The 21,495-nt window shown below is 66.2% G+C and carries 15 protein-coding genes, 1 tRNA gene and 2 pseudogenes; 11 read left to right on the top strand and 7 right to left on the bottom strand.

Annotation, left to right across the window (positions count from 1 at the left end; all coding sequences use genetic code 11):
• Nucleotides 1-86 precede the first annotated feature (86 nt).
• Together ACW17Z_RS16490 and ACW17Z_RS16485 are read left to right on the top strand one after the other, a co-directional pair.
• Nucleotides 87-176 (top strand) — tRNA-Ser (locus tag ACW17Z_RS16490).
• 150 nt (nt 177-326) lie between these two features.
• The gene (locus ACW17Z_RS16485; protein ID WP_492056802.1) at nt 327-512 is read left to right on the top strand and encodes a DUF6538 domain-containing protein; all 186 of its coding nucleotides are present in this window, start codon (nt 327-329) and stop codon (nt 510-512) included.
• A 153-nt stretch (nt 513-665) separates the two neighbouring features.
• Here the strand turns inward: ACW17Z_RS16485 and ACW17Z_RS16480 are convergent, their stop codons facing one another.
• Both ACW17Z_RS16480 and ACW17Z_RS16475 read right to left on the bottom strand, forming a co-directional pair.
• The gene (locus tag ACW17Z_RS16480; protein WP_492056800.1) at nt 666-1,430 is read right to left on the bottom strand and encodes a DUF2189 domain-containing protein; all 765 of its coding nucleotides are present in this window, start codon (nt 1,428-1,430) and stop codon (nt 666-668) included.
• A gap of 390 nt (nt 1,431-1,820) precedes the next feature.
• Nucleotides 1,821-3,494 carry a flavin-containing monooxygenase gene (locus tag ACW17Z_RS16475; protein ID WP_492056799.1) on the bottom strand — a complete coding sequence of 558 codons (1,674 nt, stop codon included), beginning with the start codon at nt 3,492-3,494 and terminating at the stop codon, nt 1,821-1,823.
• Nucleotides 3,495-3,694: 200 nt separating this feature from the next.
• Between ACW17Z_RS16475 and ACW17Z_RS16470 the strand changes: the two genes are divergently transcribed.
• Nucleotides 3,695-4,552, top strand: a complete 858-nt coding sequence (locus ACW17Z_RS16470) for an acyl-CoA thioesterase (RefSeq protein ID WP_492056798.1) — start codon at nt 3,695-3,697, stop codon at nt 4,550-4,552.
• Nucleotides 4,553-4,555: 3 nt separating this feature from the next.
• Here ACW17Z_RS16470 and ACW17Z_RS16465 read toward each other — a convergent pair whose 3' ends face one another.
• Complete coding sequence (locus ACW17Z_RS16465; protein ID WP_492056797.1) at nt 4,556-6,154, bottom strand: acyl-CoA synthetase; 1,599 nt, start codon at nt 6,152-6,154, stop codon at nt 4,556-4,558.
• A gap of 222 nt (nt 6,155-6,376) precedes the next feature.
• Here ACW17Z_RS16465 and ACW17Z_RS16460 point away from each other — a divergent pair, with 222 nt between their 5' ends.
• The 6 genes from ACW17Z_RS16460 to ACW17Z_RS16435 all read left to right on the top strand — a co-directional run bounded on the left by ACW17Z_RS16460 (nt 6,377) and on the right by ACW17Z_RS16435 (nt 12,156).
• Nucleotides 6,377-7,480, top strand: a complete 1,104-nt coding sequence (locus ACW17Z_RS16460; RefSeq protein WP_492056796.1) for an NADH:flavin oxidoreductase — start codon at nt 6,377-6,379, stop codon at nt 7,478-7,480.
• Nucleotides 7,481-7,572: 92 nt separating this feature from the next.
• The gene (locus ACW17Z_RS16455; protein WP_492056795.1) at nt 7,573-8,298 is read left to right on the top strand and encodes an SDR family NAD(P)-dependent oxidoreductase; all 726 of its coding nucleotides are present in this window, start codon (nt 7,573-7,575) and stop codon (nt 8,296-8,298) included.
• On the top strand, nt 8,298-8,936 hold the full coding sequence (locus ACW17Z_RS16450) for an SDR family NAD(P)-dependent oxidoreductase (protein WP_492056794.1): 639 nt from the start codon (nt 8,298-8,300) through the stop codon (nt 8,934-8,936). Before ACW17Z_RS16455 ends, ACW17Z_RS16450 begins: the two co-directional genes overlap by 1 nt.
• On the top strand, nt 8,933-9,814 hold the full coding sequence (locus tag ACW17Z_RS16445; protein WP_492056793.1) for an SMP-30/gluconolactonase/LRE family protein: 882 nt from the start codon (nt 8,933-8,935) through the stop codon (nt 9,812-9,814). Before ACW17Z_RS16450 ends, ACW17Z_RS16445 begins: the two co-directional genes overlap by 4 nt.
• A 13-nt stretch (nt 9,815-9,827) precedes the next feature.
• Nucleotides 9,828-11,000, top strand: coding sequence for an acyl-CoA dehydrogenase family protein (locus tag ACW17Z_RS16440; protein WP_492056792.1), 1,173 nt, complete (start codon nt 9,828-9,830; stop codon nt 10,998-11,000).
• Nucleotides 11,001-11,007: 7 nt separating this feature from the next.
• Nucleotides 11,008-12,156, top strand: coding sequence for an acyl-CoA dehydrogenase family protein (locus ACW17Z_RS16435; RefSeq protein ID WP_492056791.1), 1,149 nt, complete (start codon nt 11,008-11,010; stop codon nt 12,154-12,156).
• A 106-nt stretch (nt 12,157-12,262) separates the two neighbouring features.
• Here the strand turns inward: ACW17Z_RS16435 and ACW17Z_RS16430 are convergent, their stop codons facing one another.
• Nucleotides 12,263-13,039: an SDR family NAD(P)-dependent oxidoreductase gene (locus tag ACW17Z_RS16430; protein WP_419321422.1), complete on the bottom strand. Its 777-nt coding sequence runs from the start codon at nt 13,037-13,039 to the stop codon at nt 12,263-12,265.
• Between the two features lie 171 nt (nt 13,040-13,210).
• Nucleotides 13,211-16,113 (bottom strand): annotated as a pseudogene (locus ACW17Z_RS16425) (TonB-dependent receptor).
• A 183-nt stretch (nt 16,114-16,296) separates the two neighbouring features.
• Between ACW17Z_RS16425 and ACW17Z_RS16420 the strand changes: the two are divergent.
• The gene (locus ACW17Z_RS16420) at nt 16,297-17,070 is read left to right on the top strand and encodes an IclR family transcriptional regulator (RefSeq protein WP_419320633.1); all 774 of its coding nucleotides are present in this window, start codon (nt 16,297-16,299) and stop codon (nt 17,068-17,070) included.
• Between the two features lie 8 nt (nt 17,071-17,078).
• On the opposite strand, the gene ACW17Z_RS16415 is transcribed toward ACW17Z_RS16420, so the two are convergent.
• Nucleotides 17,079-18,722 (bottom strand): long-chain fatty acid--CoA ligase, encoded by a 1,644-nt coding sequence (locus tag ACW17Z_RS16415; RefSeq protein WP_492056790.1) that lies wholly within the window; start codon nt 18,720-18,722, stop codon nt 17,079-17,081.
• A 240-nt stretch (nt 18,723-18,962) separates the two neighbouring features.
• Here ACW17Z_RS16415 and ACW17Z_RS16410 point away from each other — a divergent pair, with 240 nt between their 5' ends.
• The gene (locus ACW17Z_RS16410) at nt 18,963-20,468 is read left to right on the top strand and encodes a 3-hydroxyacyl-CoA dehydrogenase family protein (RefSeq protein ID WP_492056789.1); all 1,506 of its coding nucleotides are present in this window, start codon (nt 18,963-18,965) and stop codon (nt 20,466-20,468) included.
• Between the two features lie 114 nt (nt 20,469-20,582).
• Here the strand turns inward: ACW17Z_RS16410 and ACW17Z_RS16405 are convergent.
• Nucleotides 20,583-21,403 (bottom strand): annotated as a pseudogene (locus ACW17Z_RS16405) (enoyl-CoA hydratase/isomerase family protein); the annotation flags it as partial.
• Nucleotides 21,404-21,495: the final 92 nt, after the last annotated feature.

Below are 21,495 nucleotides of genomic sequence, written 5' to 3'. Positions count from 1 at the left end.
TGAGCGCTTGCCCCGGAAAGCCCCGTGAGTATATTGCGCGCCTTCCTGCGAAGGGGGGCCTCAACCGCTCCCGATTCCGTGCGCATGGTGAGGTGGCCGAGTGGTTGATGGCGCACGCTTGGAAAGCGTGTTTAGGTGAAAGCCTAACGAGGGTTCGAATCCCTCTCTCACCGCCACGCGCCCTCCGGCCCTTGATCTGCAAGGGAAAGCCGGAAAATCAATCCCTTACAATGCCGAAGCGCTCTGTGTCTGTTACGCTTGGAACAGCGCAGGCGGACATGCTCACAGGGCTCATACGGCGAAATGGCCGGTACTGAACTCGTCGAGTGATACCTCTCGATCTGCCGGCCCACTTCGGCCGAAGAGAGATTGTTCAAGCCCTTGGCGCCCGCTTCTCCGAGGAAGCTAAAAAGCTGCATCCACGCATGTGGCGGGCGCTCGACGATGAGTTCGACAAGGCACGCGCGCACCTATCGGCGCTGCTCCAAGGCGAGCCGGCGTTTTCAGGTTAACCTGGTTGGCCGGGATCCAATCGCGAGAGATAATCTTTGTGCGGCCACGGCTTCGCTCCAGACACGCATGGCGCGCTCCTGCCCACCGCACCGAACCGTGTCAGCCCCGACGTCCAGTATGGACGGCGTAGAGCTGACAGCACCAATGGGCCGTCAGTTGTCATCCACAAGGCTGCGGTAGGCGCGCCAACTGGCGAGGCCCAGCCAAGGAAAGACGAAGACCAGGGCGAGAAATCCCGTCGCGGCGGAGAGCATAAGGAGAGCGGCGATGATCCCCGCCCAGAGCAGCAGCGGGAAGAAGTTGGCGTTGACGGCGCGCACGCTGGTCGCCACCGCCTCGAAAACGCTGGCCCGGGGGTTTAGCAGCATCGGCGCGGATACGACCATCAGGGCGTAGGTCACGAAGGCCAGGGCCCCGCCGGTCAAGGTTCCGGTCAGCAGCATCACCCGCCCGTCACTGGAGCCCAGAGCAAAGGCCACCAGGGCGTCCACGCTGGGGTGGCTCTGATAGGTCGACAGGCCGTAGACGATCTGGGCGATCCGACCCCAGAAGAAATAGATCAGCACCAGAAGCAGGCTGAGATAGGCGACGTCCTGGCGAAAGGCCGATCGGACGAAAAGGATCTGCATCAGGCCGGGTCGCTCTCCCCGTTCGATCCGTCGGCCGGCTTCATAGGGACCCATGGCCAGGATCGGGGCGACGATGACGAACCCGGCGGTCAGGGCGAGGACCCAGAATGCGCCATTGGTGGCATAGACGCCGTAACACAGCGCGAAACTCGCGGCCGCGACGCCGAGACCGTAAACCAATAGCGGCGCTGGCGCTTTCACCAGGTCCCCCCAGCCTTCGGCCAGCCAGCCGAAAGGCGCCGAAAGGCCTATCGTCTTGATGGCCGGCAGCCTCCGAGGTGCGTCCATGATGGGTTCCGGTCGCCTTTGAGGATAGTTTCTGAGCCGGAAGGATGTCGCCGATCCGCAACGCTGGCAAGCATCGGAATGACTTTCGGGCCGCCTCAATTCCGCCCGCCGGACCAGAAGCCCGCCTTCGCCGGCCAGACCCATGCGCCCGGCCCGCCGCTGGGGTGTTGTCAGCTTAACCGGGTCACGTCGCGGCGCCTGGGCGCGACGCGGCGTGGTGCGGCGGGCAGGAGCGCGCGATGGGCGCCCTGTCCTTCAAGCGTCATCGGTTTCCGCCCGAGGTGATCCGCCACGCGGTCTGACTCTATGTCCGCGTCACCTTGAGCTTCCGCGACTCGGCTAAACTCAGCGCTTGATCATTGCCCCCGGAACCCCGAGTTCGCGGCGGCGCTACCCCCTCACCGCCTCAGGACTCCTGGCCGCCTGCTGCGCGGCCTCCTTCTTGAACACGAAGTCGGTGTAGCCGTTCTCGGCGGCCAGCCGGCAGGCTTCCGTGTAGCGCTGGAAGCCGCCGGTATACATGCTCAGCCCGCGCGGCTTGCCGCTGATGTTGCCGCCCACGTACCAGGTGTTGGCCTTGGAAACGAGCGTCAGCCCGGCCAGACCGTAGACGGTCTCCATCCACGCCTGCTGGGCCCCTTCGGTCGGCTCGATGCTGGCCAGGCCCTGCTGGCGCATGTGGGTGATCGCGTCGGCGATCCAGTCGATGTTCTGCTGGTCCAGAGTGATGATGTTGGCGAGCGCCGCCGGACCGTTGGGCCCGCAGACCAGGAACAGGTTCGGGAACGACGAGATCATCAGGCCCAGATGCGACGAGGCGCCGTCGCGCCACTTGTCGCGCAACTGGACCCCGCCCCGGCCCACCACGTCGAAGTTCAGAAGCGCGCCCGTCAGACCGTCATAGCCGGTGGCGAAGATCAGCGTGTCCAGCTCCACCTCGCCCGTGGCCGTGAGCAGACCGGCCGGGGTGATCTTGATGATCGGGCTTTCCAGACAGTCGTGCAGGGTCACGTGCGGGAGGTTGAAGGTCTCGTAGTATTGAGTATCGAGACACGGACGGCGCGCGAAGATCGGGTAGCCGCGCGGCTTCAGCTTCTCGGCGGTCACAGGATCGGCGACGACCTCGCTGATTTTTCCACGGACGAAGTCGGCGACCTGTTCGTTGGCCTCGGCATTGACCAGAAGGTCCGAGAACGTGCCCAGGAAGGACAGGCCGCCCCGCGCCCAGGAATCCTCCATCAGCGCGCGGCGCTGCTCGGAGGTGACGCTGAAGAACGGCCGGGTTGATTGCGGACGAACGCCGCCGAGCGGGCTGTTGCGGGCGACCTGCCGGATACCCGCGTAGTTGCGCTTGAGTTCGGCGACGTACTCCGGTTCCAGAGCCACGTTGCGCATCGGCAGGGTGAAGCTGGGGGTGCGCTGGAAAACCGTCAGCGTTCCGGCGGTCCTGGCGACCTCCGGCACGATCTGAATGCCTGTCGAACCCGTGCCGACCAGGCCGACCCGCTTGCCTTCGAAGCCGACCGGCGTATGCGGCCACTTGGCGGCGAGCAGGATTTCGCCCTTGAAGTCCTCGGCGCCGTCGAAGGGCACACCCTTGGGGATCGACAGCGGGCCGGACGCCATCACGCAGTATGTCGCTTCGAAGATGCGGCCATCGTCGGTGGTGACGCGCCAGACATTGGCGTCCTCGTCATAGGCCGCGCCCGTGACCCAGGTCTCGAACAGGAAATGGCGGCGCAGGTCCAGGCGATCGGCGACGAAGTTGGCGTAGGCCAGGATCTCGGTCTGGGCGGCGAACTGTTCGCTCCAGGTCCATTCCTGCTCGATTTCCGAAGAGAACGAGTAGCAGTAGTCCAGGCTCATCAGGTCGCAGCGAGCGCCGGGATAGCGGTTCCAGTACCAGACGCCGCCGACGTCGCCGCCGGCCTCGACGCCCCTGACGCTCAGGCCCATGCTGCTCAGCTTGTGAACGGCGTACATGCCGCCAAAGCCGGCGCCGATCACGAGAGCGTCGATTCGGGTCGGCTGTTGGCTTGGGGTCGGCTGCGGCAACGCGGTCATGGCGATCTCCCTGATGGACGTCCTCTTGTTGCGGCCCGGACCCAGGCCGTGCCAGTGGCGGGGTCCTTGGCGCGCGAACATCACGGATGTGTCTGTTGAGGAGCCATGCCCGCCGCGCCTTGATCAGAATCCCGGACCTGACGCATGGCTTGGCGCGCCGATCTGTGACCACGGCCCAGGGGCCCCGCGAGGGGAGACACATGAACGACGAGACCACTGCGGCGACGGCCCTCAGCGAACCGCCCTCGCGCCTGATGCGCTTCGAGGCGGAGATAGGCTCTCCCCGCCAGACCCTGAAGGCCGACAAACGCCTGTGCGTCGGTCCGCCCGGCAATGTCTTCGTCTTCGGCGGCGTGCTTTTCGGCTCGGCCGTGGCGGTGCTGGAAGACCATCTCCAGCGCCCGGTCATCTGGTCGACGATCCAGTTCCTCGGCCCCCTCCGCCCCGGCGAAGTCCTGGAACTGGGCGTCGAGGTCCCCGGGCCCGGACGGACGATCTCGCAGGCGCGCGTCGTTGGGCGCGTGGACGATCGGGAAATCTTCCTGGCCTCGGCGGCGCTGGGCGTGCGCGACGAGCCGTTGGACCATGCCTGGGATCACGCTCCGGAGGTTCCCCCGCCCGAGGCCTGCGAGACGGCGAAGCTTTGGCCTCATGGCCAGGAGCCCGGCACACTGCTGGAGACCCTGGAGATGCGCATCGCACCCGGCGCGTTCGCGGAAGCCGAGCCGACCGGGCGGCTGGCCGACAGCGGGCGAGCGGTCTTCTGGATGCGGGCGCGCAAGGACCTTCCGATGGATATTAGCGTGCTGGCCCTGTTCGCGGACTTCACGCCCTATGCGCTGAGCAAGGCGCTCGGCGGCGGCCTGGGCGGCGTCAGCCTGGACAACACACTGCGGGTGGTGCGTCGCGTCGAGACCGACTGGATCCTCTGCGACGCCCGGATCCAGGGCATCCGCTCGGGATTCGCCCATGGCGACATCCGCCTGTTCGCCCGGACCGGCGAGCTCATGGCGATCGGCGGCCAGTCGATGAACGCCTGGCCGCCGCGCCCGCGCTGACGGCTAGGCGGTCTCGTCCGCCATAGCGATAGCGGTTCGGTAGTCGGCCTTGCCGCTCTCCTGCCGAGGCACCGTATCCACCAGAATGAAGCGCTTCGGGTGCTTGTAGGCCGACAGCGTCTGGGTCAAACCCGCCCTCACCCGGGCCTCGTCGAACAGGCCGTCGGGCTTGAGGATCGCCACGACGATCTTGCCCCACTTCTCGTCGGGTTGCCCGACGACCAGGACGTCGGCCACGCCGGGCTGAAGCTTCAGGGCCTCCTCAACCTCCTCGGGGAAGACCTTCTCGCCGCCGGTGTTGATCGACAGGTTACCCCGTCCGATCAGGGTGAACTGGTTGGGCGGCATCCAGCGCGCGAAGTCTCCGGGCACGGCGTAGCGCACGCCTTCGATCGTCCGGTAGGTGGCGGCGGTCTTCTCGGGATCGCCGAAATAGCCATTGGCCATCGACCCGCTGCGGGCGATGAAACCCTCGGACGGGCGGTCCTTCGGCATCACCGCCCCCGTGTCGGGATCGATGAGCACCGTCAGGGGCGCGGCGTCGAAGACGCCGGTCTCGGGGATCTTGCCGGCCTTGGCGACGGAATAGCCGAGGCCCGAGGCTTCCGACGCGCCCAGGATGTCGACGAGCGCAATGTTGGGCATGTGCCGCAACAGGCCCGCCTTGACCTCCTTTGACCAGGTCAGCCCCGCCGAACTGATCGCCCTCATGCTGGACAGGTCATAGACGCCCGGCGCGTCGTCCAGCGCCTTGAGCATGGGCTTTGCGAAGACATCACCGACGATCGAGACCCGCGTGGCGCGATGCGTCTCGACCTCGCGCCAGAGCTGGGCGGCGTCGAACCGCTCACCGGACAGGATGATCGCCGTCCCGCCGTTCAGCAGGTCGCCCATGGCCGAGTTGCTGCCCGATCCGTGCATTAGAGGACACGCCGGAATGATGCGGCTGTCGGTGGCGCGCACAACCTCGACATGCTCGTCCATCGACTGCGGCGCGCGCGCGATCAGCGGCGACTCCAGCTGAACGCGACGCGATTGGTCGGTCGACCAATGGACGCCCTTCGGCTTGCCGGTCGTGCCGCCCGTGTAGAGCAGATAGCCGTCGTCGCCCGAACGGGTGATGTCCAGCGGCTGGCCATCGCCGGTCCGCGCCAGGGTCTCGTAGGACAGCGCGCCTTTGGGGGCGGCCTCGGGTGACCGCTCGTTCTCAATGCGCACCCAGGCGCGAACGTCCGGCAGGCGGGCCTGCAGCGGCTCCAGCATCGCGTCGAAGTCCGACTGGTAGAACAACGCCTCCGCGTTGCAGTCAGTCAGCACGTAGGCGATCTCGTCGGCCGTGTAGCGATAGTTGAGATTGACGGTCAGCAGGCGGGCCTTCACGCCGGCTACGAGGAACTCGAGATAGGCGGGATGGTTGCGGCACAGGATGCCGATCCGCGCATCCGGCTCGAGGCCGAGATCGACCATGGCTTTGGCCAGGTTGTTGGTGCGGCGATCGAACTCGCCCCATGTGACGACCACATCGCGCCAGATGAGGGCAGGACGATCGGGCGGGACGGCGCGCGCCACCGCGTCGAAGATGTCTCCATAGTTCCAGTGCACGGCAGCCTCCCGAGGTCTCTTTCCTCGAAGGTCTATGGGGCGGGGGGATCGCCGCCGCGCCGGCCACCACGTCCGGCCAATAAATCACGTGGGTGATGCGCGTGATCCCGGCGCGAACTTTGATGCGCCCACCGATCGCCCACGACTAGTCGTTGCGAAAACTTGGCTGCCCGCCCGAAACGCGATGCTTCGGGACGCCCCATTCGCATCCGGAGGATCGCCGTGTCCGCTTCCACGCTCTTCGCGCCGACGACCGTTGCGGGCCTCGCGCTTCGAAACCGCGTGGTCATGTCACCAATGACCCGTCGCTTCTCGCCCGCCGGCGTCCCGACCCAGGCTGTCGGCGACTACTACCGCCGCCGCGCCGAGGCCGGCGTCGGCGTGATCATCACGGAAGGCGTCGCCATCGACCATCCGGCGGCCGTCGACCATCCGGACATCCCCAACTTCCATGGCGCGGCGCTTGAAGAATGGAAGACGATCGCCGCGTCGGTGAAGGCTGCGGGCGCGGCGTTCATCCCCCAGCTCTGGCACATGGGCGGCCATCGGTCGTTGACGGTGGGTCCGCCAAATCCCGACACCCCCTCGCTCTCGCCTTCGGGAATCTACGAGCCTGGAACCCGGTTCGGTGCGCCGGCGACGGAGGCCGAGATCGGCGCCGCGATCGAGGCCTATGCCCAGGCCGCGCGCGACGCGGTGTCGATCGGGGCCAGCGGCGTCGAGATTCACGGCGCCCACGGCTATCTGATCGACCAGTTCCTGTGGGCGGCGACCAACCAGCGCGGCGGTCACTATGGCGGCGGCATGACCGATCGGCTGCGCTTCGCCATTGACGTCATCAAGGCCTGCCGGACTGCGGTGGGACCGGACTTCCCGATCTTCTTTCGCTACTCCCAGTTCAAGCAGGTCGACTACAAGGCCCGCCTTTGCCAGTCGCCCGACGAGCTGGCGGCCTTCCTCCAGCCCCTGGCCGACGCGGGGGTCGACGTCTTCGACTGCTCCCAGCGCCGCTTCTGGGAGCCGGAGTTCGAGGGCTCGCCGCTCAATCTGGCCGGCTGGACGAAGACGCTGACCGGCAAGCCGACCATGACCGTGGGCTCGGTCGGCCTCGACGGCGACGTCGTCGCCAGCTTGCGGGACGGCGTCGATGTCATCGGCGCGTCCTCCCTCGACAGGCTCGACCTGATGCTGGAGCGCGGCGACTTCGATCTGGTCGGGGTGGGCCGCGCCCTGCTGGCCGACCCGCGATGGGTGGAAAAGGTCCGCGACGGCGAGACAAACGGACTGGTCGGCTTCACGCGCGCGGCGCTCGAGACCCTCGTCTGATCCATCACCCATGTGATTAGCGCCGTCGCCAACGATCAAATGCCCGCCGCGTCAAAGGGCTGGCGTTTGGTGCCACAAGGAGGACTTCATTCATGCCGCAACTGGCCATGGTCACCGGGGCCGCCCAGGGCATCGGGCGCGCCATCGTCGAGCGCCTCGGCGCTGACGGCTTTGACATTCTGGCGCTGGACGCGGACGAGACCCAGCTTTCGCAGTCCGCAAATGACTGGCGCGAGGCCGGGCTGACTGTCCGGACCGCCGTCGCCGACTGTCGTGATCGCGTCGCGGTCACCAAGGCGCTCGACGGCGTCGAGACTCTAAGCGTCCTGGTCAACAACGCCGGGATCAGCGGCGCCCTTGACCCGATCGGTCAGGTGGATCGCGCCAGTTGCGACCGCGTGATGAGCATCAACCTGCTGGCGACGATCAAGGTCGCCCAGGAAGCCGCCCGCCGCATGCCGAACGGCGGCAGCATCATCAACATCGCCTCGCGAGGCTATCTCGGCGGGGCCGGGGCCGCCCACTACGTGGCCTCCAAGGCCGCCGTCGTGTCGCTGACGCGGGCAATGGCGATCGAGCTGCGCTGGCGCGGCGTCCGCGTGAACGCGGTCGCGCCCGGCATGGTCGACACCCGGATGATCGACGGCTTCGGGGACATGCTGGGCGCGCTGAAAAGGCTGGAACCGACCGGGGCTCCCGCCGATCCGGCCGAGATCGCCGCGATCGTCAGCGTCCTGGCCGGTCCCGACGCCAGCTTCGTCAATGGTCAGATCCTGATGGCCGATGGCGGGAAATCCCTGGGGATGCCGCCGCTATGATGGCCTCGAACTCTCCCATCCTGGTCGTTGGGCGCGGGCCTGTCGCCGACGCGATCGCCGCACGCCTGGACAGCGACACTCCCGGCGGTGTCGTGGCGCTGGCCCGGCCGGACGCAGCGGCGGTGACAGCCCTTGGGCATGGCCTGGCCGCCGCGGTCATCGTCACCCCGCCGGGGCCGCCGCCCTGCCTGTTTCTGGACATCGACGACGAACGACTTGATGCGCAGCTGGCCGATTTTCTGGATGTCTTCGAATGCCTGGGCGCCCTGCTCGGCCGCCTGGACCCCAACGGCGCGATCGTCCTGATCGGTGACCGGGGCTATCTCGGCGCCTGGGGGGCTGCAGACGCCCGCGCCTTCTCGGGGGCCCATGTCGCGCTGATGAGGTGCGTGACCCTCGAGGGATTTGGCGCGGGCCATCGCGCCAACTGCATCGCATTGGATCTGGCCGAAGACGGGGCGAGCACGGCCCCGGGCGAGATCGCAAATCTGGCCGCCTACCTGGTCGCGCCCGAGAGCCAGGCCATCAATGGCGAGATCATTCTGGCCAATCGCGGTCGCAGCCTTCGCATACGCGAGGCCAAGGATCGCCGCGCGGACTTCGCCGCGACCGCCTCCAGCAAGGGACCCACCCTATGACCTTCACCGTCGAGATCATTGGCAAGGAACGCTGTCTGCTGGGCGAGTCGCCACTGTGGGACGCCGAGGCAGGCCTGCTCTACTGGGTCGACAGCATGGCGCCGGCCATCTGGCGCTATGACCCGTTCACGGGCGAGCAGTCGTCGATCCCGGCGCCCAAGCCTATCGGCAGCGTGGTTCTGGGCCGTCCAGGGGAACTGATCGCCGGCCTCGCTGACGGGGTCTATCGCGTCCAGCTGGACACCGGCGTCTTCACGCCGATCGCCCTGCCTGACACCCTGGCACCGATCGAACGCTTCAACGACGGCAAGGCCGATCGCCAGGGCCGCTTCGTCACCGGAACGATGGCGATGCACAACGAGACCGGACGGATCGGCAAGCTCTATCGCTTCTCGGCCGGCGGCGCCTGGGAAGTGCTGCCCACCGAACCGATCGAGATCGCCAACAGCACCTGCTTCAGCCCCAGCGGCGACACGCTCTACTTCGCCGACAGCCTGCGCCACATGCTCTGGGCGTTCAGCTATGACGCCAAGACCGGCGCACTGGGTCAGAAGCGCGACTTCTTTGACACCACAGACTTCAGCAGCGCCCCGGACGGCGCCACGGTCGATGCCGAGGGCTATATCTGGCTGGCTCTGGTGCAGGCCCAGAAGCTGATCCGCATTTCGCCGGACGGCCGCCTGGATCGGGTCGTCGAAAGCCCCGCGCCCTTCTGCTCGTGCCCGGCCTTCGGCGGCGAAGACCTCGACATCCTCTACGTGACCTCAATCTCCGACAGCGGCGGCCGGCTGAAGACCGACGTCGACGCGTCCGGTCGCCTGATGGCGTTCCACGGTCTTGGCGTGCGCGGCATCGCCGAGACCCGTTGTTTCCTCTGACCCGCGGTGAACCATGAATCTTGACCTGACCCCGGAGCAGTCCGCCTTCCGAGACGAGGTGCGCGCTTTCTTTACCGAAAACGTCCCCGAGTCCTTCAAGAGCCGTGTCCGCGCCGGCATGCGCCTGGAACCCGAGGAGTTCACCCGGTGGCAAAAGCTGCTGCACGCGCGCGGCTGGGGCGCGCCGTCCTGGCCGAAGGCTTACGGCGGCACGGGCTGGGACCCGACGCAGCTCTACATCTTCGAGACCGAGGCCTCGCGCGCCGACGCCCCCGTACAATTCCACCAGGGCCTGGAACTGATCGGGCCGATCATCTTCACGTTCGGCAGCCCCGAACAGAAGGCCAAGTACCTGCCGGCCATCGTGTCGGGCGACGACTGGTGGTGCCAGGGCTATTCCGAGCCAAATTCCGGCTCCGACCTGGCTTCATTGTCGACCCGAGCCGTACGGGACGGCAATGAGTATGTGATCAACGGCCAGAAAGCCTGGACCAGCTACGCCCATGTGGCCAACCGGATGTTCCTGCTGGCCCGCACCGACCCGGACGCCCGCAAGCAGGCCGGCATTTCGCTGTTCCTGATCGATATCGACACGCCGGGCGTAACGATCCGTCCCGTGGTCACGATGGACGAGATCCACCACACCAACGAGGTCTTCCTCGACAATGTGCGTGTTCCGCCCTCGGCCCTGCTGGGCGAGGAAGGCATGGGCTGGAGCTACGGCAAGGTCCTGCTGGACCGCGAGCGCGGCGTCACCGCCGCAACCACCATGCGCCTGGCCCAACAGCTGCGCGGCGCCCGCAAGGTCGCAGCAGAGACTGTCGTCGGCGGACGCAGCCTGCTCGACGATCCCCGCGTCGCCGACCGCCTGGCTCAGTTCGAACTGGAAGTGATGGCCCTGGAAGGCATGGTCATGCGGACCATGGCCGAGGCGACCTCTGGCCAGGATTCCGGGCCCCGGGCCTCGATGATCAAGATCCGCTGGTCCGAACTCCTGCAGCAGATCACCGAGTATTGGGTCGAGCTGCAGGGTTACGACGCCATGGCCTTTGCGCCACTCGGTCCGTTCGAGGCGCCCGAGGCCTGGCCGGCCAAGGGGATGATCTATTCCCGGGTCACCAGCATCTACGGCGGCTCGAACGAAATCCAACGCAACATCATCGCCCGTCGGGCGCTCGGTCTCTGAGGTCCCCATGAACTTCGATCTCTACGAAGAGCAGCAGCTCCTGAAAGACAGCGCCTGGCGCTACGGCGCCGACCACGGCGACTTTACCGCCTGGCGCGCCCGGGCCGATCGCGGTGAGGCCTACGACGCGGCCAGCTGGCGGCAGATCGCCGATCTGGGATGGCTGGCCCTGAACGTCCCCGAGGACGACGGCCGCTTGGGTGCGGGCCCGGTGGAAACCATGGTCGTGGCCGAGGCGATGGGCCGCTATCTGATGCTTGAGCCGTTTGTCTCGACCGGCGTCATCGCGCCGGTCCTGCTCGCCGCCGCCACCGAAAGCGTCCGTGCGGACCTCTCCTCGGGACTGATCGAGGGCAAGGTCATTATCAGCCTGGCCGACGCGGAGCCTGGCGGCCGCTTCGACCTCAACCGCATCGCCACCCGCGCTGAAGCGGTCGAAGGCGGCTTCCGGCTCACCGGCGAAAAGAGCCACGCCCTGGACGGCGGCTCGGCCGACTGGTTCATCGTTCCGGCCCGGACGGCCGGCGCGGACGACAGTGCGGACGGCGTGAGCCTCTTCCTGGTCCCGGCCGACGCGGCGGGCCTGACGGTCATGCGCAGCCGCGCCATGGACAACCGCCACAACGCCAGCCTGAAACTCGATGGCGTCCTGGCGCCCGTCGAGACCCTGATCGGCGGCTTGGGCAAGGGCTTCCCGCTGCTGCGTGACGCCGTCGATCGTGGCGTGGTCGCGCGTCTGGCCGAAGCTGTCGGGGCGATGGACGCCGTCCGCGAGATGACCCTGGAGTACCTCAAAACCCGCAAGCAGTTCGGCCAGACGCTCGGCGCATTTCAGGCGCTGCAGCATCGCGCGGTCGACATGGCGATCGCCTGCGAGGAAGCCCGCTCGATGATGTACCTGGCGACCATCGCCCTGTCCGGAGCCCCCGCCGAACGCCGCAAGGTGATCTCGGCGGCCAAGGCCCGCGTCGGCCAGACCAGCCTCTATGTGGGACGTCAGGCGGTGCAACTTCACGGTGGCGTCGGCTTTACCGAGGAGCTGGCGGTGGCCCACTACCTCAAGCGCCTGATCATGATCGACATGGCGTTCGGCAATGCCGACCACCATCGAACCGAACTGGCGGCCAGCCTGAACCCAGGCGTGATCGCCGCCTGAATCGAAAGCGCGCCGGGGGCTTGATCCGCCTCCCCCGGCGCGCGCCAGATCTGTGACTGTGAGAGCCCTTGCCGGCGTCGGATGATTTCATCCGACGCCGTTGTTTTCAGGACAGGGCGGTGGCCAGACCGCCATCGACGGTGAGCATCTGGCCCGTGACGAAGTCGCTGTCGTCGCAAGCCAGGTAGCGGACCGCCTTGGCGATGTCCTCGGTCGTGCCGAGCCGCCCCAGCGGGGTCTGGCCGATCCGCATGGCGATGCGCTCTTCGGAGACCACCCGGCGCACGCCCTCGGTGTCCACCGTCGACGGCGCCACGGCGTTGACGCGGATGTTCATGGTTCCGAGCTCGGCGGCGGCCGCGCGGGTCATGCCCGCGACGGCGGCCTTGACGCCGCAGTAGGCTATGCCGTTCGGGATACCCAGAAGCGCGCTGACCGACGCGATGTTGATGATCGAGCCGCCGCCCGAAGCGGCCATCAGGGGGGCCGCGGCCTGCATGCCCCAGATCACGCCCGAGAAGCCCACGCCGACCATGCGGTCGAGGCTTTCCGGCCGGATGTCGGCCAGGGGCTCGTAGACGTTCCACATGGCGTTGTTTACCAGGACGTCGAAGCGGCCATGCTGTTCATGGATCGAACCCAGGGTCGCGATCAGCGCCTCGCGGTCGGAGACGTCGCAGCCCAGCCCCAGGGCCTGCCCGCCAGCGACGACGATCTCGTCGGCCGCCGCCTGGGCCCAGTGCGCCTTCAGATCCAGCAGGGCGACAAATGCCCCCTCGGCGGCGAGCATGGCTGCAGTCGCCCGCCCCAGGCCCCGCGAAGCGCCCGTCACCACAGCGACCCGTCCTTGTAGGCGACCACCCATCGTTTCCTCCTGCAGCATTTTCGACCGGCGAAGAGCCTGATCGGTCTTGGGCTTCATGATTAGCCCGCTCTCCCCAACCCACCCGAGCTTGCGACCCACGAACCGAAAACATCACCGACGTGATGCGCGTGAAAAAAAGGCGGCGGTCTTTCGACCGCCGCCAGATGTCCGAGGATCCTTTAGGGAGGATTAGAAGGTCTTCTGGAGCGACACGCCAATGATGCGAGGCTCGGTGAAGACCGCGTTGGCGACCTGGCCGAGCGCTTCGTCCATCAGGAACACATCGGTGATCGAGCGCTTGTTGAGGAGGTTTTTCACATAGGCTTCCAGTTCCAGGCCGCGCTCGTCATTGACGACGCGGAACGAAAGGTTGGCGTTCGCCCAGCCCTTGATCTGATCCACTGGCGTGTTGAAGACCCGGGCGTGGGACTTGCCCTGGCGGTAGTAGTCGCCACGCACAGTGCCTTCCCAGCCGTCCAGGACGTCGAAGGAGTACTGAGCGCCGATGGAGCCCGTCCAATGCGGCGAGCCCGGCAGTTGATTGCCCTTCAGCTTGGCCGCCACGCCATCGGTGGGCGTAACGCCGAACGAGGTTGCGAAGCTGCCCGCGCAAGCGCCCAGCAGCGCCGCCGGATTGCCCGAGACCCCGGTAACCGTCGCCGCGCCCGGCGCCTGCTGGATGACCGCCAGCAGGTTGCCCAAGGCGGCCGTCGGCACCACGCAACCCGCCGCGCCCGAGGTCTTGACCAGGGTCAGGCTCGGATTGTTGCCGGTGCGGTTCATCGGATCGATGGACTCGCCGGTCTTGATCTTGGTGTCGAGCAGACCCAGGGTTCCGTTCAGGCGGAAGCGCTTCACAGGCTGCCAGACGGCTTCCAGCTCAAGGCCCTTGATCTCGGCGTCGATATTCTCGGTGACGGAAATCCGGTTCACGAACTTCGAGATCTGGTAGCCCTTGTAGTCGTAGAAGAAGGCCGACCCGTTCAGGACCAGTGCTCCGCCCAGCAGGGTGTTCTTGCTGCCCAGCTCAAAAGAATTGACGTATTCTGGCTCGTAGAACGGCTTGAGCGTTGCGACCTGGCCGATGTTGTTGGGGCCGCCTCCTTTATAGCCGCGCGAGTAGAACCCGTAGATCAGGGAGTCGTCGGTGAAGCTGAGGGCGGGCTTCCAGTCGAAACCCGCACGGCCGGTGAACTTCTTGAACTGAGCCGTCAGTTGCCGCGGCGTTCCTGGGGTCAGTCCGCTGCCGGGCGTCAGGAGTTTGACGGGGAAGTTGTCCAGCGTCTTCTTGTCATCGGTATAGCGCAGGCCGGCCGTGAATTTCAGCTCCGGCGTGGCCTCATAGTAGACCTCGCCGAACAGGGCGTTCGAGTCCAGGTGATAGGGCTGGAAGCTCAGATAGTTGCCATGACCCTGGCCGGTCGGCACGCGGTCCGGATCGATATAGACGCAGGTCCCGCCCGGGGCGCAGGTCGCGCCGCCATTGGCCACCCTCGCCGCATAGGTGAAGGCGTTCGACATGATGTAGAACGACTGGACCACGTCATAGCGCAGGGCCAGGCCGCCGAGGCTGAAGTTCAGGGGGCCGTCGAAGCTGGACTGCAGGCGCAGCTCCTGACTCCACTGGCGCGAGGGCGTGGTGATGCGGTCCGACACCGACATCCGGTTGGAGGCCCCCAGCTGGGGATCGTTCACCAGGCCTCCGGGCGCCAGGGCGGTATTATTAAACACCGTCGAGGCCTGGAAGCGGTTCATCTCCTGGCGCGCGTCCAGTTCGCCGTCGTAGTACGACGTCAGCGAATTGAACTGCAGGTTGTCATTGATGTCCCACGCGACGTTCAGCGTGAACACGTCTTCTTCGGCCCTGTAAGAGGGGTTCATGGCCGAGTCGATCACGTCCAGGCCTTGGGGCTGGGTTCCGCCATAGACGTCGCCGCTGGTCAGGCCGCGCGCGAACCCGATGATGCCATACAGGGTGGCCAGCGAGTTGGGCGTGCCATAGGCGGCGGCGTTGTAGACCGACGCGTCGGCGCAACCCGCGCTCAGGAACCCGCGAACCGTGGCGTTGGTGATCGCAGTGTTGCCCACCGAGCTTGGGCCATTGTCGCGTGTGCACAGACCCTTGCCCGTGCGCAGACGGGAGTCCCGCTCCTTAAAGTGCTGCCAGACAAAGTTGGCGTCGACGGTCGAGGTCGGGCGCCAGCGCAGGCTGGCCCGGAAGGAGTAGAGATCGCGGTCATCGACCTTGTCGCCGGTGCCCAGGTTGTCGACGAAGCCGCTTCGGTTGAGGGTCGCGCCGGCCAGACGCAGGTCCAGCTTGTCGCCGGCCAGCGGGACGTTGATCATGCCTTTCAGCTTGCGGCCGTCATAGTTGCTGAAATCGGCCCGCAGCATGCCCTCGAACTCGCCGGTGGGCTTGGCGCTCAGAACGTTGACCACGCCGCCGGTGGCGTTGCGGCCGTAGAGGGTGCCTTGCGGACCGCGCAGGACTTCCACGCGCTCGACGTCGAAGAACTCAGCTTCGAACAGGCGGTTGGACGTCAGCGGCGCACCATTGAAGTGCACGCCCGTGGAGCTGTCGCCCGTCACGGCCGTCTGCTTGGTGCCGATGCCGCGGATCTGGAAGTTATACCCGCTGTAGAAGCTCTTGGCGAAGGTGACATTCGGAATCGCCAGCTGCAGGTTCGGGCCGCCGTCGATCTTCTGACGACGAAGCATGTCGTTGGAGAAGGCCGAAACCGCGATCGGCACGTCCTGCAGCCTTTCCTCTCGCCTCTGGGCGGTGACAACCAGCTCGTCGATGGTGACGCCATCTTGCGCTGGCGGGGACGCGGTCTGGGCCGCTGCGGGCAGCGCCAGGAAGAAGGACAGGGCGGAAGCGCCGGCCATCAAGGCCGTGCGCCGCAAGGTCTGCGAGATCACCATTTGTTTCCCCCAATAAGCTTCCGCGCGGCGCGGGCTCATCTGTGATTGTTGCGACGCGGCAGAGGCGTCGCCTTAGGGAGCCGTGACCGACCCGATCCGACCAGTCTGGGGACCCATGGCTTTCGAATATCGCAAACGAGATAATTGAGTTCCGGACCCGGCAGCATTGAGCATAGGCTTCGGGCGAGAGCTCGCAGCGTTCAGATCCCGGGTAGATGGCGCTCAGACCCGACATGTCGGTTGCTGGCGAATAGCATCACATATGTGCTGGAAGGCTGGACGGCGCGGGAAGGCGGCGATCTAAAGGCGAGTAGTGTCAGAGTTGGCCCATCGCGACCTGGAACCGTTCAATGCGCCGAGAACCGATCAAATCCGCCGCGCGCACCTTGGAGATTCTCGAGCTTTTCCAAGAGCAGCGTTCACCTCTGCGGCTTACCTACATATTCGAGAAGCTGGGCTATCCGCAGTCGAGCACAACCACCCTGCTCAAGAGCATGGTCGTTCTGGGCTATCTGAACTACGACCGCGCCTCTCGCACCTATTTTCCTACCCCGCGCGTGGCGGCGCTGGGCGACTGGGTCAACCATCACCTCTTCGGCTCGGGGGATCTTGATCGGCTGGTCGGGAGCATCTTCGAGCAGACCAACGAGACGGTGGTGATCTCGTCGCAAAACGACATCTTCATCCAGCATTTGCGGATCGTGCAGCCCAGTCATCCCCACAAGATCGCGATGACGGAGGGCAGCATGAGGGTGCTTCCGCACTCCGCAGCGGGCCTTGTCCTGATGAGTCGGATGCCCAGCAAAACCGTCGACAAGCTGAGCCGGCATATCAACGCCTATCTCGGCGGAACGGGCGATCGGATCGACATCGGCCAGCTACAGGAGCAATTGGCCTGGGTGCGTCGCGAAGGGTATAGCCTGTTGGCCGCATTCCCCTTTCCCAATGCGGCGGCGATCGCCATGCCGTTGCCCGCCGCGCCGCATGGTGTTCAGCTGACCCTGGGCGTGGGCGGCCTCAACAGCCGCATCGCCCGAAACAAGAGCGAGATCGTGGCGATCATGAACGCAGGCGTGGCCGAATACGCCGAAAGCCTCAGGCAATATTCAGCCCCCGAGACCTGAGCCGCGCTCTAGACGACCTCGGCGGACGGGTCGAGGTGGTGACGATAGGTCTCGCGCAGCTTTGACTTCAGGAGCTTGCCCGTCGCAGTGTGCGGCAGGGAGTCGACGATCACCACGTCATCGGGCACCTGCCAGCGCGCCACGCGCGAGGCGAGGAACTTCAGGATGTCGTCCTTGTCGGGGATGGTCTCCGGAGCCGGCACCACGATCAGCAACGGACGCTCCTGCCACTTGGGATGCGGCACGCCGATGACCGCCGCTTCGCGAACGTCGGGATGGGCGATGGCGACATTCTCCAGATCGACCGACGAGATCCACTCGCCCCCCGACTTGATGACATCCTTCGAACGGTCGGTCAGTTGCAGGTAGCCATTGGGGTGGATCTTGGCCACATCGCCCGTGGCGAACCAGCCGTCCTCAGTGACGGCCGGCGCTTCGGCCTTGAAGTAGCTTCGCACAACCCAGGGACCACGAACCTGCAGGTCGCCCACCACCAGGCCGTCATGCGGCGCGATCACGCCGTCGGCGTCGACGATCCGGAGCTCCACGCCATAGATGGCGCGGCCCTGAAGGGCCTGAACGTCATAGCGCGCCTGACGATCGAGGAAGGCGTGCTCAGGTAGCGGCGTCCCGATGGTCGCCAGCGGGCTGGTCTCGGTCATGCCCCAGGCGTGAATGACATAGACGCCCAGCATGTAGTCAAAGCGCTCGATCAGGCTGCGCGGCGCGGCCGAACCGCCGACCAGGATCCGCTCCAGCGCCAGTCCAGCCAGGTCCAGATCCTCGCGATGGGAGGCCACATAGTCCAGGAAGCCCAGCCAGACGGTCGGCACCCCCAGGCTGAAGGTGCAGCGCTCTGCCCGCATCAAGTTGAACAGACTTTCGCCGTCGACAGCAGCGCCCGGCAGCACCAGCTTGGCGCCGCACATGGCCGCGCTGAACGGAATGCCCCAAGCGTTGACGTGGAACAGCGGCGTCACCAACAGGATGCTGTCGCGGCGGGAGATTGCCATGCCGTCCGCGCCGGTCGCCACGAAAGCGTGCAGAACCAGTGAACGGTGGCTGTAGAGCACGCCCTTGGGATCGCCCGTGGTTCCCGAGGTGTAGCAGAGGATTGCGCCGGCGTTCTCGGAGACGACGGTCCAGGGCGCGTCTTCGGGCTCGGCCGCGAGAAGGTCCTCGTAGGCGATCAGATTGGGCAGGTTCAGGCGCGGCAGGTCCTGCGCGCTGCACAGGCAGACATAGACTTCGACCTGCGGCGCCTGGTCGACCAGGGTTTCGAGCAGACCCCCGAAGGCCGGGTCGAAGAACACGATCCTGTTTTCGGCGTGCCGAAGGATGAAGGCGATCTGCTCGGGGAAGAGCCGAGGATTGACGGTGTTCAGTATCCCACCCGCGCCCGTCGCGCCGTAGTAGAGCTCAAGATGGAGCGCGCTGTTAAGCGCCAGGCTGGCGACACGATCGCCTTCGCTCAGCCCTCGGCGCCGCAAGGCTGAGGCCAGTTGGCGCGCCCGGACCGCAAGGCGCGCGTAATTACTTCGAGTGACGCCTCCAGGCTCCTTCGAGACGATCTCGACCTCGCCATGAAAACGCGCTGCGTGATCAAGGAGCGAGGACAGCGTCAGAGGCGTATCCTGCATCAGGCCGAGCATGGCGTTTCCTGTGTCCGATGGTCTTTGCGGCGGACCTTAGGGACGGATGGCGCGGCGCCGGGACGCGGTTCGATCCACAGGCGTCTTTTCACATACGCGATACTGGATGGAGCAATCGACGCGCGGCTTTCACCTTCCCTCAGGGCATGCTGTTGTCGCCCATGGCGGACGCTTTGGCGTGCGTCGGACCGGAAAGAACCGCTCAAAGCGGACTGCGACACGCAACCGGTTGGAGGAAATATGGGAACGGGAACGACCCGCCGGCCGACTCAGGCGGCGCCGAATGGCCAAGCCATGCGCTTTGAATTAGCGCTCCGGCGCGGCGTAGCGCAATTGAAGCTGGACTGCCCGCCGCCCTGCAGCTGGGACGCCGCGCATGCCCGCGCCTTCATCGAAAAAATCACCGCGTTTGGCGCGGACCCCGAGGTCTGCGCCATCGTTCTCCACGGCCGCCGCCTGTTCAACGACGTGCTCGCCGCCCAAACCGCGCCCGACGACGCCCGCGCGGCAATCTATGCGGCGGTCGCAGGCTCGACCAAGCCGATCATCGCCGCCCTCTCGGGTCCTGTCACGGGCTCGGGCCTGGAACTGGCCTTGGCCTGCGCCGCGCGGGTCGCCTTGCCTAACGCCACCTTCTCGAATCTGGCGCGCAGCGAAGGCCACCTTCCCGCAGCCGAGACCCTGATCCGTCTGGCGCGATTGATCCAGGTCGAGCGCGCCGCCGATCTGGCCGTCTTCAATGCGGTCTGGGACAGCAAGGCGGCGATCGAGCATGGCCTGATCGATCTTGTCGCCGCCCGCGATCTCGTCCAGGTCGCCGAGAAGCTCGCCTTCAGCTTCGGGAGCGAAAGCAGGATCGCGCTCACCGCCGAGCCGGAGGTCATCACCGCCAAGATATACGGCCTGCGGGCCAAGGTGCGCCGCGAGGCCCCCCAGCAGACGGCCCCGATAACATTGCTGCGCGCGCTGGAACTGGCCTGGCAGACGCCCTCCCGCCGCGCGCGCGTCGAGATCGATCGCCTGGACGAGACCTTCGCGGCCTCCCCCGAGGCCCAGGCCCTGACCTATGCCGAACATGGCCAGTCCGCCCTGGCGCGCCGCGCCCTCCCCGCCGAACTCGCGCACGAGCTTGTCTGGCCTCTCTTGCGTGAAGCCATCCATCTGCTGGACGAGGGCGCCACACCCGGCCAGATCGACCGAGAGCTTCAGAAGTTCGGCTTCCGCGTCGCTCCCTTCCTGCGTTCGGACCGCGAGGGACTGGAAACCGTGTTCCGGCGTCAGACCGGCCAGACCAATGGCGAGGACTGGATCACCTATTCGCCGACCCTCGATCTCATGATCGACGAAGGCCGTGTGGGCGGGTCCGACGCGCCGGGCTGGTATCGCCATGGCAGCGACGGCCGCTACACCTTTGAGCCAGAGGTCGAGCGGCTCCTGAAAGCCTCAGCGACCTTCCAGCGTTGCGCCCGCGCGCTAATCAGCGACGAGGTCGTGATCGATCGGTGCCTGACCGCGGCGATCAACGGAACCGCCCATACGCTCGAAGCGCATCCGGACCTTTCGCCCAACCTGGTCGACGCCATCTGGACCCAGCAACTGGGCTTTCCGAAATGGCGCGGCGGCCCGCTCTACATGGCGCGGACCCGGGCCTGCGATCCGCTCGCCAGCCTCGAACGCTGGGCCAGGGTGCGCAACACGGCCGGCGTCGCCGCTCCGTTGCTGCGCCGGATCATCGCCAACGCCTGAGGCGGCCTAACAGTCCTGAAAACAAGAAGGCAGCGTCACCATGTGACGCTGCCTTCTTGTTCACGCAGATTGCTTGTGCGCCGGCGCCCGGTCTCGACCGGGCGCCGATCACCGCTAGCGGCCCTGGAACACCGGGGGACGCTTTTCGATGAAGGCCTTGACCGCCTCCTTGGCGTCCTCGCTCTTCGACAGCTTCAGCGTGTTGCCCTGCTCATAGCGATAGCCGTCGCGAAGGCTCAGATTGTCGATGACATTGAGACTGTCCTTGGCCGCGGCGACGGCCATGGGGCTCTTGCTGGCGATTTCCCTGGCGATCGCGCGGGCGTACTCTAGGTACTCCTCATGCGGCAGCGCCGCCTCGATCAGGCCCCGGCGATACATCTCTTCGGCCGGCACGCGCCAGCCCGTCAGCACCATGCGGCGCGCGAGGGAATGGGGAATGAAACGCAGCGCGTGTTTTGCACCCCCGGCCAGACCCACGTCGATCTCGGGAAGACCGAAAACCGCCCGCTCAGAGGCCACAATGATGTCGCAGCTGGCCACAATGCCCAGGCCCGCGCCCAGCGCCGCGCCATTGACCGCCACGACGACGGGCTTGCTGCACTCAACCATCGACCAGCTCATTTCGCGCGCCATGCGCTGGCGGACGAACGCGGTGCCGGCCGGGGCGTCGGGACCGGGGCGGTTCTTCAGGTCGGCGCCCGCGCAGAAGGTCTTGCCCTCGCCCGTCAGCAGAACCGCGCGAACATCGGCGCTCTCGTTGAACGCGTCGAACGCCGCCGTAAGCTCCAGCATCATGTCGACACTCGCCGAATTGACCGGCGGATTGGCCAGCGTCACCGTGGCCACGAAGTCTTCGACCTCAATCTTCAAGCACGACATTCTTTGCTCCTTGCCAGTCGTCGGTCACGGACCGTCTCCTGGACTTGGTAGCCCCTCTCGACTCTGGATCTTAGTCCGGTCGGACAGCGCGCATCACATCACATAGGCGATATTTGACAGGCGCGCGGGCGCCGGCATGGCGCGC

The organism is Caulobacter sp. GSs2 (assembly GCF_058680895.1).
Note: the sequence above shows the minus strand (reverse complement) of the source record. Positions and strands in the feature narration are given on the sequence as shown.